The sequence below is a fragment of the Bradyrhizobium sp. DN3 genome (genome assembly GCF_041357655.1).
Classification (GTDB): domain Bacteria; phylum Pseudomonadota; class Alphaproteobacteria; order Rhizobiales; family Xanthobacteraceae; genus Bradyrhizobium.
This window is the reverse complement of the sequence record NZ_JAULLN010000002.1, coordinates 335,023-347,836: the sequence shown is the minus strand read 5'-3', so window position 1 is coordinate 347,836 and position 12,814 is coordinate 335,023. Positions and strand designations below refer to the sequence as shown.

At 61.9% G+C, this 12,814-nt stretch carries 14 protein-coding genes; 4 read left to right on the top strand and 10 right to left on the bottom strand.

Features of this window, described 5'->3' with window-relative positions:
* Positions 1 to 8: 8 nt before the first annotated feature.
* The 6 genes from AAE027_RS05040 to AAE027_RS05015 form a co-directional block, all read right to left on the bottom strand.
* The gene (locus AAE027_RS05040; protein WP_370985757.1) at positions 9 to 629 is read right to left on the bottom strand and encodes an SCO family protein; all 621 of its coding nucleotides are present in this window, start codon (positions 627 to 629) and stop codon (positions 9 to 11) included.
* 6 nt (positions 630 to 635) lie between these two features.
* Positions 636 to 905, bottom strand: coding sequence for a hypothetical protein (locus tag AAE027_RS05035; protein ID WP_370985755.1), 270 nt, complete (start codon positions 903 to 905; stop codon positions 636 to 638).
* Positions 906 to 1,300: 395 nt separating this feature from the next.
* A complete protein-coding gene (locus tag AAE027_RS05030; RefSeq protein WP_370985753.1) occupies positions 1,301 to 2,005 on the bottom strand; it encodes a TlpA family protein disulfide reductase in 705 nt (234 codons plus the stop codon).
* Between the two features lie 112 nt (positions 2,006 to 2,117).
* A complete protein-coding gene (locus AAE027_RS05025) occupies positions 2,118 to 2,561 on the bottom strand; it encodes a DUF411 domain-containing protein (protein WP_370985752.1) in 444 nt (147 codons plus the stop codon).
* Between the two features lie 30 nt (positions 2,562 to 2,591).
* Entirely contained in the window at positions 2,592 to 4,022 is a 1,431-nt protein-coding gene (locus AAE027_RS05020) for a multicopper oxidase family protein (protein ID WP_370985750.1), read from the bottom strand.
* 126 nt (positions 4,023 to 4,148) lie between these two features.
* A complete protein-coding gene (locus AAE027_RS05015) occupies positions 4,149 to 4,472 on the bottom strand; it encodes a hypothetical protein (protein ID WP_130213043.1) in 324 nt (107 codons plus the stop codon).
* A 469-nt stretch (positions 4,473 to 4,941) separates the two neighbouring features.
* Here AAE027_RS05015 and AAE027_RS05010 point away from each other — a divergent pair, with 469 nt between their 5' ends.
* Both AAE027_RS05010 and AAE027_RS05005 read left to right on the top strand, forming a co-directional pair.
* On the top strand, positions 4,942 to 5,598 hold the full coding sequence (locus AAE027_RS05010) for a DoxX family protein (RefSeq protein ID WP_370985749.1): 657 nt from the start codon (positions 4,942 to 4,944) through the stop codon (positions 5,596 to 5,598).
* A gap of 76 nt (positions 5,599 to 5,674) precedes the next feature.
* On the top strand, positions 5,675 to 6,433 hold the full coding sequence (locus AAE027_RS05005) for a class I SAM-dependent methyltransferase (protein ID WP_370986047.1): 759 nt from the start codon (positions 5,675 to 5,677) through the stop codon (positions 6,431 to 6,433).
* Here AAE027_RS05005 and AAE027_RS05000 read toward each other — a convergent pair whose 3' ends face one another.
* Genes AAE027_RS05000 through AAE027_RS04985 form a run of 4 tightly spaced genes read right to left on the bottom strand, consistent with a single transcriptional unit; the run spans position 6,434 to position 10,381 of the window.
* Positions 6,434 to 7,216: a glycosyltransferase family 2 protein gene (locus tag AAE027_RS05000; RefSeq protein WP_370985747.1), complete on the bottom strand. Its 783-nt coding sequence runs from the start codon at positions 7,214 to 7,216 to the stop codon at positions 6,434 to 6,436.
* Entirely contained in the window at positions 7,180 to 8,259 is a 1,080-nt protein-coding gene (locus AAE027_RS04995) for a radical SAM/SPASM domain-containing protein (RefSeq protein ID WP_370985746.1), read from the bottom strand. Before AAE027_RS04995 ends, AAE027_RS05000 begins: the two co-directional genes overlap by 37 nt.
* Positions 8,256 to 9,629, bottom strand: a complete 1,374-nt coding sequence (locus AAE027_RS04990; RefSeq protein ID WP_370985745.1) for an MptA/MptB family glycosyltransferase — start codon at positions 9,627 to 9,629, stop codon at positions 8,256 to 8,258. Before AAE027_RS04990 ends, AAE027_RS04995 begins: the two co-directional genes overlap by 4 nt.
* Positions 9,626 to 10,381 carry a TIGR04282 family arsenosugar biosynthesis glycosyltransferase gene (locus AAE027_RS04985; protein WP_370985743.1) on the bottom strand — a complete coding sequence of 252 codons (756 nt, stop codon included), beginning with the start codon at positions 10,379 to 10,381 and terminating at the stop codon, positions 9,626 to 9,628. Before AAE027_RS04985 ends, AAE027_RS04990 begins: the two co-directional genes overlap by 4 nt.
* 339 nt (positions 10,382 to 10,720) lie before the next feature.
* On the opposite strand from AAE027_RS04985, the gene AAE027_RS04980 reads away from it, so the two are divergent.
* Complete coding sequence (locus tag AAE027_RS04980; RefSeq protein ID WP_370985742.1) at positions 10,721 to 11,866, top strand: acyl-CoA dehydrogenase family protein; 1,146 nt, start codon at positions 10,721 to 10,723, stop codon at positions 11,864 to 11,866.
* An 82-nt stretch (positions 11,867 to 11,948) separates the two neighbouring features.
* Positions 11,949 to 12,794 (top strand): phosphate/phosphite/phosphonate ABC transporter substrate-binding protein, encoded by an 846-nt coding sequence (locus AAE027_RS04975; RefSeq protein ID WP_370985741.1) that lies wholly within the window; start codon positions 11,949 to 11,951, stop codon positions 12,792 to 12,794.
* Positions 12,795 to 12,814 lie beyond the last annotated feature (20 nt).

Here is a 12,814-nt window from a genome sequence, read left to right as displayed (position 1 = left end):
CAATCGTCCTATCCGTTCTTGTGGGTCATTTGCTTGCGCAGCCAAGCAGCAATCTCTTCGCCGCCTTCGCTGCTCTGGATCACATTCGCGAATCGCCCCTGTGGATCCATCAGATAGAGGTACGCGCTGTGCGAGACCGGATAATCGGCGTTATCCACTTCGGATTTCTGCGCTTCGGCGTACACGCGATATGCCCTCAGCACGCCGTCGATCTGCGCCTGGTTTCCAGTCAGGCCGACAATGCGAGAATCAAAGGACTTCAGGTAATCAGTCATGACGACAGGGGTGTCGCGCTGGGGGTCGACCGTGACAAAGAGCGGTTGGAGCTCGCTGGCATTTGGGCCAAGCTTTTCCAAGGCCGCGCTCATGTTGGTGAGCGCGGTCGGACACGCATCCGGGCAGAAGGTGTAGCCGAAGTAGATCAGAAGCCACTTGCCGCGGTAGGTCTCATCGCTCACTGTCTTGCCGTCGGTCGTTACCAGCGTGAACGGCCCGCCAATCGCTGCCGTGCCAGACGTGACGACCTTCGGATGCGGAGTCACCACAAACCATGCCTCTGCCAGAGCGATCGCACCGGCCGCCGCGAGCACAAGAGCGATAATGGTGAGGCGCCTGGTTCGTGTCTTCATCGGCAGCTACTTCCGGCCATCGGCATCTGGCGATCGAGGAGCGCGCCACTGGTCGTTGGGTCGGCCGCTGGCGCCGTCGCTGCGCATCATCGCGCCGCAATGGCCCATCATGTGCATCCGCTCCATCAATCCGCTCATATTCCCGCGACTCATCATTCCTACCATCGTGGAGCTGGACGGCAGGTAATCGTCGCCGGCAAAGAGAGCCGAAGCCGTGACCACAGGGGCGACCGAGAACACGGCGAATGCAAGCAGGATTCTAGTCGTTGATTGCATGTTCCGTCTCCCTTCCTGGCTTTGTGATTTGCGCGATCTCGTCTTGCGGCCTTTCGGTGGCGTCCCCAGGATTGCTGTCCGTGGGCCGAGCCTGAGCGACCTCGGCCATTGTCTGATCGAGGACCGGAAAACTTGTTGCCTGGGAGCTGGGATTCACTGCGTGTTGGGAGGACGTGCTTCCGCAAGAGCGGCCGATCAGGCGGTTCATGCACAGACCGAGCCCGCACATCACCAAGCATGGCAGTACGCTCAGCAGGACGGGCGCAATACCGGCAGCCACGAGCCAGTTCCATCCGAACGCGGTGCCGGCGATCACGGCGATAACCGCGAGGATAACCAGTGCGCGCCGCTGTCCAAGATAACGCCAGGGCCGCCACGCGCGTACAGCAGAGATATCATCTGCTCTTATTTTCGTCTGAGGAGTCATCAGCTGTTTCTCTATTGAGGATCACTTCGTTGATGGGCGACATCAGCCAATCGAACACACGCCGGAGCAGGCCGGGCGACGCTTGCAATCGATCGAGGTCTTGCCGCTGAGCGAAGCGATCACCAGTATTGGTCATGACGGCTCGGAGCGTGTCAGCGATTTCTGGAGAATCCCACTCGGCTGGGCCAAGCGCGCGCCCGACCTCCTGGCCCGCACGATCGATGATGAGCGTGGTCGGCAAGCCGATCGCGCCTACTGCACGCAAGGCCTGCCCGGAGGGGTCGGTGTAAACGGCAAGATTGCGAATGTTGATCTCGGAGTAGAACTTGCGGACGGTTTCGAGCCCGCCGCGATCGACCGAGAGGGGCACGACTTCGAGCTCGGCGCCGCCCAAGGCCGCTTGCAGCCGATCGAGCGCGGGCATTTCCTTTCGGCAGGGCACGCACCAGGTGGCCCAGATATTGAGGACCACGACCTTTCCTTTGAAGTCAGCCACACTTCGCGGTCGGCCTTCCTCATCAGCTAACTGAACAGCGGCGACAGGTTTTGGGCTGTTATGCAGGATCACCTTTTTCGTTGGGTCTTGAGCCACGGCGAATTGAGTGGCCGCCACGAGTGCGATTGCGGCAGCGATCGCGGTCTGGATCCGGCCGATACAGGGGACAAGCATCATTGCTGCTCACCTTTCTGATCAATGGCAGGATCGCATCCACAAGCCCTTGGTCAACGATGGCGGGCCAACGTGCTTGTGTGCGATGCGGGCCGACCCGCCCGCTAACGACTGGCTACACGGTGGCGTAGACGGTCGGTGCCTTGCCATCCTTGGTCACGGCGTAGATGACGAATTTCTGCGTCTTGGGGCCGGTCATGCCGGGGGAGCCGGTCGGCATGCCAGGAAGCGTGACCCCCGCGATCGGCGGGCGCTCGGACAGGAGTTTACGGACCACATCGACCGGGACATGCCCATCGACCACGTAGCCGCCAACGAACATCGTGTGACAGCCCTGATATTTCGTCGGCACGCCAGCGTCTTGGCTGATCTCGGCGAGGTCGTTAGTGGGCTTCACATCAACGGTAAAGCCGCTCTGCCGAAGATACGCGGCATAGTCCTCGCAGCAGCTGCATTGCGGATTCTTGTACAAGGTCGCCTGGGTCGGAGCGGCAAACACTGGCAGCGGCAGCACGAGCGTCGTTAGCGCAGTGCCAAGGCAGAATGTCCGTCTATTCATCTCGTTTCTCCTTTGCAAAGATCGGGTTGCTCATGCAACGCGTAGCACCGTCATCATTCCTGACACTTGGTGGTCGGTGACATGGCAATGCAGCATCCAGTCGCCGGGATTGTCGGCGACAAAAGCGATCTCGACCGTCTCTTTCGGCCGTACGAGAACGGTATCGGCCCACTGCCGGTGCGGCACCGGTGCGCCGTTGCGGCTCAGGACGCGGAAGCTATGGCCGTGGAGATGCATAGGATGCCACCAGGCGGTCTCGTTGCGCATCGACAGCACGCAGCTTCGTCCGCGCCGGAGCGTAAACAGCGGCGGCATCCCGGCGTGACCGTCGCCTGTCATGGAATGACCGTTGATGGCCCAGCTGGCTTGGTTGCCCATGCCCATCATTCCGCCCATCCCCATCATGCCGCCGCCACCCATCATGCCGCCCTGCAGCCGGAGTTCGCGCCGTTCGGCGGCGGTCAAGTCCGGCTCTGGCAAAGGATTGCGTGGCAAACACAGCGGTGAATCGAGAGGATGCGCGCGGAGCGGCGGCTCATCTTTGTAGGCGAGTTGAGTGAGCCAATAAGACAGGTTGTCGTAGAAGTCGTCCATCACGCGGTATCGCCGTCCCGGTTCACCCTGCATATCGAGGATGAGGTCGACGCGCATTGCGGGAGCAAGAAGCAGACGCCCATTGTCCGGCTCATGCGGTTCGCAGGGCTGGCCGTCGATCGCGACGATTGTCGGACGGTGGCCCTCGAACCGCAGGGACATGATGCGAGCGAGCGAGGTGTTGATGAGACGCAGGCGAATGCGCTCCCCTGCCCGTACTGACTCCTCTTCGGACACCACACCGTTCACCGTGACGGTGTTGCCGACGCGGCCGGACATGGCGGCTTCCATGCCGTTGCCGAATCCGGGCGCGATCTGCGCGTTGGATCTAAGCCGCCAGTCGCTCAACACCCAAACAAGGTCGCGGTCGACCGGAACGGGTTCCGGCTCTTCAATAATCAGAGCACCGGCCAGGCCACGGCCGAGTTGCTGCAGACTGTCGGCATGCGGATGGTACCAGAACGTGCCGGCGTCGGGCGGCGTGAATTCGTAGGTGAAGGCTTCGCCAGGCTTGATCGGCGGCTGCGTGAGGCCGGGAACGCCGTCCATGGCATTCGGCAGACGTATGCCGTGCCAGTGGACGGTCGTATCTTCCGGCAACTGGTTTCGCACGACCAACCGAACGGGCTCGCCTTGTCGGAGCCGGATGTCGGGACCAGGGATGCGATTCCCGTAACACCAGACATTTGTTTCCGTGTCAGGCGAGCCAACGAGGGACACGCGACCGGGCGCCGCGGAGAGCTCAATAACCTTGGGTTCTACCGGTACGGCTCGCGGTATTCCCGGGAACAGGGCGGAGGCCGCAACTGCGGTACCGCCTAGCAGCAGTGCGCGGCGACTGATCGTCGGACTCAAATCGGAATGCATGAAAGCCGATCCTGGACGTTGATCTGATGCCCGTGGCCAAGAGCCCACGTGCGTCATCACGATGCGCTGTCGATGCGGTGGGCATCGTTGCGCGCCAAAGGTCACATCGCGACCAGCGATGCGCCTTTAGTTCAGGACGGCAGGTCTGGGAGGATACGGGTCAGGCGGGATCGTATGCCCCGCAAGAATTGGGCTGAAGCAATCTCGCGCCGTCTCGACCGAGGACAGCTCAAACAGCGGTCCAAAGACGGGCAAGGCCACGAAACTTCCGCAAAAGGCGGAGCATGCCGCGGCCGTCATGGCCTTCTGATCGTCGCCGCAGCCGTGACATTTGCCTTTCATCGGCATGTCGGTCGCGGCAGCCATGACCATGCTCACGTCAGCATGCGCAGCACGTATGCCATGCGGAACCAGCCCCACGATGAATGTGAGGGCAAGCGCCAGTCTCATGACGCGGCCAAGCTTCTCCGACATGCAACTAAGATAACGACCAGCGCCGAGAATAGCTAGGCCATTGGCAGGAGCCGCAAGATCAACCGGCGCTGCGGTTCACGGGTTTGTGAGCCCGATATCCTGCCAGCAACAGGCTGGCTTTCAATCTCCATCTGCGCGCGATCCTTGGAGCAACAACGTCTCCCAGCGAAAGGTACAAACGCAGACGATAGCGTGAGGTGTCCGCTCAACGCGTCGCGCAGCGAATTCAGACCGTGTCTCCGCTCTCGCCATGCACCGCTGAGGCTGGAAGCTGACTACGCGGATCGCCACCTTGGTCTCGGCTTCGCGGATGAGGCGTTTCAGGCGCTGGCTACAGCCAGTTGCCCCGACAGACAGAGCGCAGCGAAGTGAACCCGCGCACGCCGATGGAGTTGCGGACGCGGATACTGTGGAGTTACTGTGCACTGCTCCGGAGCATGCGCCTATGCCCACAAATCCCTTCATCGATATCGGTCATTTCCTGAGTGCGATGACGGGCGACTATCTCAGTCTCGGAAACTGGCGCTATCTGATCCTGGCGCTGTTCTGGGCGCTGCTGTTCGCCAGCATTGCAGTGGCCTTGCGGAATTGGCAGGAGGATTCGGAGCAACGTACCGGCCGACATCTCGGAATCTGGCTGGTTCGGGTGCTGGTCGGCTGTATGTGGTTTCAGGGCATGTTATGGAAGCTGCCGCTACCTCTGTCGGGCGGTCTGCAATACTGGACCGAACAGGAATCGACCAACGCGGCGTTCGAGTTTCACCGCAGCTTCATGAAGGATGTCGTGCTCCCGAACATGTCCATCTTTGGGCCAATCGTCTTTGTTGCCGAGCTGGCATTCGCTGGGTCGATGATGCTCGGGCTTGCGGTGCGATTGCTGGGCGTGCTGGCCATCGCCTATGTGCTGCAGCTCTGGCTCGGCCTGTATGGCAATTCGTCCGAGTGGCCGTGGACGTACATGTTTTTGGCCATGCTGATGTTCCTGTTCACACTCGATGGCGCCGGCCGCAGTCTTGGCCTTGATGCCTGGTTGCGCCGCCAAATCCCTGCGGTTCGCGACGGGAAGGGATTAATCGGCGGGTTTTTCCACATGGCGGGCTAGTTGCGATCGTGTGAGTGAGAGAGTGACGACGTTGAGCCAACCTCGTGAACTCACAAGAGCCGAATGGCCGCACGAGATGCTTGGCGGGCATTTGATCGCTCTATTTCGCGCAGCCTCGCTTCTTGCGGTGCTGGGCCCAACTTGCGCGTACGCGGCCGATATCGGTTATCTGGCCCCATCAGGCGTCTCGGCATCGGAGTTCCCCTCGCCCCAGCGCCCGGTTGCGCCGATTGTCAGCCCAGGCCGCTCCGACGAGAGGCACCGTGACTCCCTGGATGAGACCGGCGAGATTGCTCGGCGTCTTGTGTTGAAGCCCGGCATGACGGTCGGTGATATCGGCGCCGGCCGTGGCTACCACACGGTTCGGCTCTCGCCCCTCCTCGCCTCCAAAGGCTCCGTCATTGCTGAGGACGTCACCCGAGATTACCTCATCGAGCTCGCCAAGCGCATCGAACGTCTTCGACTGACAAACGTCACATTAGCGCTGGGCGAACCGCACGACCCACGCCTGCCCGCCTCCTCGCTGGATGCCGCCATCCTCGTGCACATGTATCACGAGATCGCCCAACCCTACGCCTTTCTCTATAATCTCGCGCCTGCCTTGAAACCGGGCGCGCGGATCGGAATTGTCGACCTTGAGCGTCCGACCTCCGAACATGGCACGCCAATTGAGCAGTTGCGTTGCGAAGCGAGCGCCGTCGGTTATCGCGAGATCGCCACATATCAGCTCGCAGGCGATGGCGGATACCTCGCTGTCTTTTCCCCGCCGAATAAGGAAAATCGAAAGTCTCCCCGGGATATCGTTGCCTGTGAAGATCCTGCCGGCACGCGCTGACTAGCTCCTCTTGCCGTGGTCTCGCAGCTCGAACGCGAGACGAACAAACGTCGCCGAAATCGACCAGGCCGCCTTGATGCCGGCGATGAGATTGCCGGAGACCTTCGACACTCCGCCGATTCGGCGCCGCTGTCCGACAGCGATCTCAAGCATCGGTACACGCGCCGCGGCGACCCGCATCAACATCTCCAGATTCCAGCCAAATGTCTCTTCCTTCATATCGAGACGTATGAGCGCATCCCGCCGGATAGCGCGAAACGGCGACAGATCCGTGAAGTTTGCGCCATAGACGAAGCGCAGCAGAAGCCTGCCGACGTGGGCAGCGATGACCTGCTGTGGTGCCAGGCTGCCGGGCTCACGTGGGCCGCGAACACGCGAGCCGAGTACGAAGTCGGCTTGCCCAGCAATGATCGGCGACACCAGATCAGGAATGAATTCCGCAGGATCGCTGCCGTCGCCGTCGAGGAAAACCAGAATGTCGGCGTTATCACGCACAGCGGCGATGCCAGCCTGGATGGCGCGCCCGTAGCCGCGTCGCGGCTCGACAATTACGCGCGCTCCGGCGGCCTCAGCGCGCTCGACCGTACGATCTCGCGAGACCCCGTCGACCACGATGACCTCGCTTACATTCTGGCCGAGCACCGCCGTCACGACCCAGCCGATGGCCGCTTCCTCATCAATGCAGGGAATGATCGCCGAAACCACCGGCCGGCGCTCGCTCTGTTCGCTCTCCTTGATCACCTGGCTCACAGGCTCCAGCGCAGGCCGCAATTGGCGCAGCACTTGGGTGGCTCGTCTGACAAGAGCGCTGCCCGAAAGTTCTGGTAGGCGGGCCCATTCCAGATGTCCCGCAGGGCCTGCTGCCGGGCATGACCAAGGGTGTAGTTATCATAGCCATGCTGCGAAAACGGCGCGATACAGCATGGCAGCGCACGGCCATTGGCCGTAAAGTACATCAACGACCATGGCCGCCGGCAGAGCGACCATGGCGAAAGGTCTCCGCCACCCTTGAGGCTTAAGCTGGGCTCGCTCGTTGCGCCCGATGCGCTGAAGGTCATGCCAAGGGAGCGCGCGAGCTCCTCAGCCTGCTTCAGGTACGCCGCTTCCTCCTCCGTCAGGCGCTCGAACAGCGCCTGATCCGGCCGCGCCTTGCCAATGGCGGATTCATCGAAGAATACGAGCCGTTGCAGATAGACTTCCTTGACGCTGATCTCCGCCGCAATTTGCACAAAGGCCGGAAGCTGCTCGACAGTCTCTCTCAGACCGGTCAGCCAGAAGGATACCAGCGGCTTAGAGTGGCCCTCCCGCTCCTGCAGTTCGCGAAATGCTCGCACGTTGCGGATGATGCGGCCGAAATAATCTCTGCCGCGGATCGCCTTGAAGCTCTCGCGATTTGACGCGTCGAGAGAGACGCGCAGTTCATCAAGGCAGGCGTCGATCAGCGCACGGCCGTTGCGCTCACTGAGAACCGTTCCATTTGTGTTGAAGACGACATAAACGCCACGATCCTTCAGGTATCCGACCATGCGGGGCAGATCAGCGACCAGCATCGGCTCGCCGACGCCGTGCAGAACCGCCCGCGCAAGACCGGGGACCTGATCGACAATCGATACGAACAAGTCCCAGCTCATGTCCGCCGGCGGCTCGAGCTGCTCGTAGGTGCGCGGGCAAGTGGTGCACAAAAGATTGCAGCGGTTGGTGACCTCCAGATAAAGGCAGACTGGCGGGCGCTGGGCAACCTCGGTGCGCTCGCCCGCGACCGACTCGTGGTAGCGGCGCGGGTCGAACGGCGCGTGAGGGTTTTGCGCTTCGCGGGAAAGGCTCATTGCAACAGCCTTGCCTCTATGGTCCGCGGCATGCGGGTCCTCCAGACGACGAAGGCCCAAGCCAGCAAAAGACCTCCAAACAGGATTGATTTGCTTACCACCCTTGGAATGTAGAAGTCCCAGTCGAGTTGTTCGGACAGCAGCAGCGCTCCGATCGAAACGACCCAGGTGGGCGCGGAGCCGCACAAGGCGGCAAACGGCGCAACAATCAGAAAATACCAGGGGTAGTTCGGCGACCACAACAGGAAAGCAAGAAGCAACAGCATGTTAATGTCGGCAACACGCGACGCGATGCTGTGATCAGAGCTGCGGGCAACCGTGAGCCCCTTGAGCATGAGGACCAGCCCGGCCAGTGCCACGTAGACGGCAACGTCGTGCTCATGCTCGCCGAACACAAGCCGCCAGAGCGACAACAGCCAGATATCGTTGCCGGCAACGATCCCCTCTTGGTTGAAATAGCCCTTGGTCAGGAACCCGAGAACGCCCCAGCCGACCGACAGATAAGGAAGGTAACAAAGCGCGATGACGGCGATCACAACGAACGGCATTTTAGGGTCCCACGGCCGCCAGATCCCGGCGAGCACCGGCGCCGCATACGGTTTCACCAGCGTCGATAACGCGATCACGGCGGCCCCGCGCAGAGCGGAGCCGGTCAGGGCAATCCATAGGCCCAGCAGCACCAGCGCGACCATGAGCGCGTCGACGTGGCCGCTGTTGGCGATCTCCCACAGCGGCAGCGGATGCCAGAGATAGGCGATCACGCGCGTCACCGGGCGGTGCATGCGCCGCAGCAGCAGCATGATCATCGTGACGGTGACGGCCTCGCACCCCAACAGTGCGAGGCGCATCGTCGTCACGCTTTCACCAATCCGCGTGACAACGAGGAAGAAAAACTGCGCCACGGGAGGATAGATGGTGACGGCAGAGTCGGCCCGGTTGATGTGCGGCAAGATCGCCCCGTCGCGCAGAGATGCCAATGCCTCATGAGCCGGGAAATAGCGGTACGGATTGATACCTGCGGCCTGAACCCTGCCATCCCAGACATAGCGATAGATGTCATTGGACAGAAGGGGATCGAACGCCAGCACATAGGCTCTCAGAACGATCGCCAAGCCAAAAATGAGCCATAGCGCGCGATCGGGTGGAGCCTGTTCGGCCATACTTGTCGCTAAGATCGTCAGCAGACCTGCAAGAATGGTCAGAGCAATGAAGGCATTATCACCGGCTGCCTCGAAGGCAAAGGGGGTCACCAGAGTGAGACCAAGCAGGACAACGCCAATACCGGCCAGCCGATGAAGCGGAGGCATTGTGGTGACCGAGCGCGCCAGTCCGCCGAATTGACTCGCAATGGTTCCCGCAATCGGCTTCATGGGTCTATCCGCTGCGCAGCCTTGAGAAAAACTCGGCTCGCCCGCGCCAGACCACCGCCGAGAAAGCGCGCCGAATTGCCGGCCAATTCGTCCTTAAGCCAAGTTAGCCCTTCAATGTCGTCGATATCGTACCATTCCGGCAGCAGTATCGTGGCAAGTCCGATCTCGGCGGCGCGATCGCATGTGCTGCGAGCTACGGTCTCCGTCCCCCATGCGATGCGCGTGAATAGCTGCCGATGTGGGCGCTTTAACCCAATGAGGTAATAACCGCCATCGCTTGCTGGCCCGAGCACCATTCTGTCGCCGGGCTCGCGAAGAGCTTCGATAGCCCGGACCAGGAAACGGGCAGGAAGGGTTGGGCTGTCGCCATTGACGAGCAAAACGCAGTCGTGTCCGTCGAGGAGGTCGCGCGCGGCACCGAACAGCACATCTCCGAGATCGTCACCGACTTGCAGCAGAAGCCCGAACGTTGCGGGAAGCAGCTCCCGCATGATGTGCTCGACCCCCGCGGGCGCATAGACACCATAGCCGCGCCTGCCGAGGCTCTCCGGGACCGTCTCGATGGCGTCGGCGACGTCACGCAGAAAGCAGGCCGAGAGCTCCGAGGCGGCAACCGCGCCAATAGCCGTCGCAAGCCTGGTCTTTGCGCGGCCCGGCTGCGGCGCCTTACAGATGATCCCGATCGCCGCAACGCTCATAGCAGGAGCCGGAGCCGCGGGCGATCGGCCGCGATCGCGATCAATGGCCGCCACGCCAGGCAAACCTCCTTACGCAATCGCCGGTCGCTCGCAGCGCTTTTCGCGACAGCGGACCAGCGCCCGCCCCCCTGCTGCGATGATTGTCTCCGCCGGCCGCAGCCGGAACAAGCAAAAGGTGCGACCGACGTCTAAAAAAATATCCTCCGGGTGACGTAACCAGATCGCTTTGAGCGGCGTATTAATTTGGGGGTAGTTTGGCGTGGAGAAACCAACAGCGAGTATACGGAAGCGGTTGTGCCGCACGCTGGGCGTTCAGACCCGACAACATCCGCTGCAGTGCAATACAGCCGCCTGCACCTAGTTCAATTCGACCGAGCACGACGGAGGGCTGTTATGGACCACGAGACTGCAGTTTCGCAGGCCAGGGAGATCGCCGACCGCATACTGGCGCCGGCGGCACGGCAAAACGACAAGGATTCTCGATTTTCATCCGAGGCAGTCGCGGCGCTCGGCTCGGCCGGACTGCTGGGGATGATGCTGCCCACCGGAGTCGGCGGCTCGGCTCTCGGACCAAGGACCCTCGCTGCCATCATTGCGACGCTTGCGGAAGCGGACGCGTCGGCCGCGATGGTCTATTTGATGCACATGTGCGCCACCGCGACGATCGCCGCGGCCCGTCCCGTTGCAGCCGTCGTGCAGACGTTGAAAGATATTGCAGCCGGTCAGCACCTCACCACGCTGGCATTCAGCGAAGCCGGATCCCGCAGCCATTTCTGGGCGCCTGTGTCGCGAGCGATCCGTAGTGGCACCAATGTGCGCATCACGGCCAAGAAATCGTGGGTGACGAGCGCCGGTCACGCGCAAAGCTATGTTGTCTCGGCGCTGGCTCCTGAAGGGAAGAGTCCAACCGATTCAACCCTTTACCTTTTCGCCGCTGGTGCGCCTGGACTGTCGGTCGCCGGCCCTTGGGATGGTCTCGGGATGCGCGCCAACGCTTCCGCGCCGATGATCCTTGAGGACGCCGAGGTCGGATCGAGTCTTCAGCTGACCGACGACGGAGCGGGCTTCAAAGCCATGCTGGAAATCGTGCTTCCGCTGTTCAACCTCGGGACATCGGCGGTCGCGCTAGGCCTTTGCCGGGCCGCCGTGGCGGGGACCGCAGCTCACCTCAAGAGCGCTCGTTTCGAGCATCTGGGCCAGACCCTCGGCGAGAGCCTGCCGACGCTTCGCGCGCAACTTGCGACAATGCAAATCGACACTGATGGGCTCGCCGCGCGCGTCGACGATCTCGTCGATCACCTCGAGCGCCCCCGAGATACCACCATGCTGCGCGTGCTCGAGTGCAAAGCGTCGGCGGGTGATGTTGCTATCGCCGTCACTTCAGCGGCGATGCGGGTGTGCGGAGGTGCTGCGTTTTCCAAGCATCTGGCCATCGAGCGATTGTTCCGCGATGCCCATGCGGGCGCGGTCATGGCGCCGACGGGCGATGTTCTGCGTGAATTCATCGGCAAGGCTGTGTTGGGAATACCGCTGTTCTGAGCGCGGCAGGGTTGCCCTGCTGGCCGCGCTCGGATCGCGATTGATCGCATTTGAAATCAGGCGTGACAGGCGAGGAGTAATCATGAGCCAGACGATCTGGGTAGGTGCCGTCGCATACGATCCGAAGGTGGTCAGTATCTGGGAGGGCATGCGACGCTACTTTCACGAGGAGGCGCATCTCGCCGTCGAGGTCGTATTGTTTCAGAGCTACGAGGCCCAGGTCGCAGCGCTGCTGGCTTTGCCGGGCGAGCGGCTGCCGCGGATCGACATCGCATGGAACACGAACCTCGCCTATATCCAGGCCGATGCCTGGAGCGACAAGCGCTGCCGCCCGATCGCGATGCGCGACACCGACGTCGGCTGGATGACCAAGATCGTTGCGGTCACCGGTGGGCCGGTCGCTACGCTTGGCGATCTCAAGAACCGGACCCTGGCGCTCGGCAGCCGCGACAGCGGCCATGCGGCAATCCTCCCGGTTTATTTTCTAGAGCGCGAGGGACTGATTGAGGGGGAAGACTACCGAACGCTGCGCTTCAACACGGACCTCGGTAAGCACGGTGACACGGGGACGAGCGAGTCCGACGTCGTTCGCGCGGTGCTCGACGGCCGCGCCGATGCCGGCGCAATCGGCAGCCCATTCTGGAACGCGGTGCGAACGGAGCGTCTGGTGCCGGAAGGTGCGCTGACCGAAATCTGGACCTCGCCGCCATATAATCACTGCATGTTCACTGCCCGATCCGATCTGGACCCCGCGTTGGAGCAGCACTTTGCCAAAGCACTATTCGCCATGAGCTACGACAACCCGACGCATCGTGCTGTGCTCGAGGCCGAAGGGCTGCGCCAGTGGATAGCGCCGCAGCTTGCAGCCTACGCCGAATTGCGGGAAGCATCGGCGCAACAAGGCTTCTTAACGCGCCCCTCGGCTTAGCGATAGAGAGCTCCGCCCCT